The sequence below is a fragment of the Mesorhizobium sp. M1A.F.Ca.IN.020.06.1.1 genome, from assembly GCF_004023265.1.
Classification (GTDB): Bacteria; Pseudomonadota; Alphaproteobacteria; order Rhizobiales; family Rhizobiaceae; genus Mesorhizobium.
Genome location: NZ_RZSR01001402.1, coordinates 1 through 1,077, shown reverse-complemented (window position 1 = coordinate 1,077; position 1,077 = coordinate 1). Strand labels below are relative to the sequence as shown.

At 66.4% G+C, this 1,077-nt stretch carries 1 protein-coding gene; it reads right to left on the bottom strand.

Annotation, left to right across the window (positions count from 1 at the left end):
• A partial coding sequence (locus EOA60_RS34385) for a molybdopterin cofactor-binding domain-containing protein (RefSeq protein WP_164899830.1) occupies positions 1-1,077 on the bottom strand: 1,077 nt, incomplete at both ends.

Here is a 1,077-nt window from a genome sequence, read left to right as displayed (position 1 = left end):
GGTATGGATGGCCCTGCCCGTCGCCCGATAGTTCGGCGTCTGATAGGGGCCGGAGGCATGCACCGGCACGCGGTTGGCAACCGTCGGGCCCCAGCTTGCATAGGCGCCGGTGTTGAAATCGCCCTCAAAGATCATTCCGGTGACGCGGCCCTCGGAATCGGCACCGATGGTCGCCTCCATTTCGGCCGGATGGCGCTTGGTGGTCGACATCATGGATTCGTTGCGCGTGTAGGCGAGTGCCGCCGGCCTGCCGGTCTTCATCGCCACAAGGCCGATCAGAGGCTGAAGCGAGACATCGAGCTTCGAGCCGAAGCCGCCGCCAGTGGCGGTCGGCACGATGCGCACCTTTTCGACCGGGAGGCCTAGCACCTTGGCCGTGTCGTCGCGATCCATGTAGGGCGCCTGGGTGCAGGCGACGATGACGAGCGTGTCGCCATCCATGTAAGCGAAGCCGGCCTCCGGCTCGATATAGGCATGCTCGACGAAAGAAGTCTCGATGGCGCCGGAGACGGTGACAGCAGCGGCAGCAAGGGCGCCGTCGGGATCGCCATGTTCGACATAGCCGGAGGTGAGCAGGTTCGCCGGCCGATGCCGGTGGATCAGGAGTGCGCCGTCGGCTTTCGCCTCGCGGGGCTGCAACACATGCGGCAGTTCCGTCCAGGCGATCGGAAAATCCGTCAGGTCGAGGTCGAGGATGGCTTCGCGCTCGCCCGCCACCAGCGCGACCGCCTCGCCGCGAAGGCGCGCGAAACCTTCGGCAAGGGCCGGCTGATCAGCAAAGGGGCCGATGACCCCGAAGCAGTTCCTGCCCGGAATGTCGGCGGCGGTGAAGACGCCGGCAATGCCGGGATGCGCTTTGGCCCAGGCGTCGAGATCTCCGAAGCTGAAACCGGCGTGATAGTAGGGCGAGCGGACGACCAGCACCGACAGCGCGTCGTGCGGAAAGGAATCGCCGCCGAATTTTTCGTCGCCGGTAACCTTCGGCACGCCGTCGAGCCGGATCGGCGAGGCGCCGACGGCGCGGCCGACCTCCGGCAGGCGACGGTCGAAACCGTCCATATGCTGCGAGGCATGCAT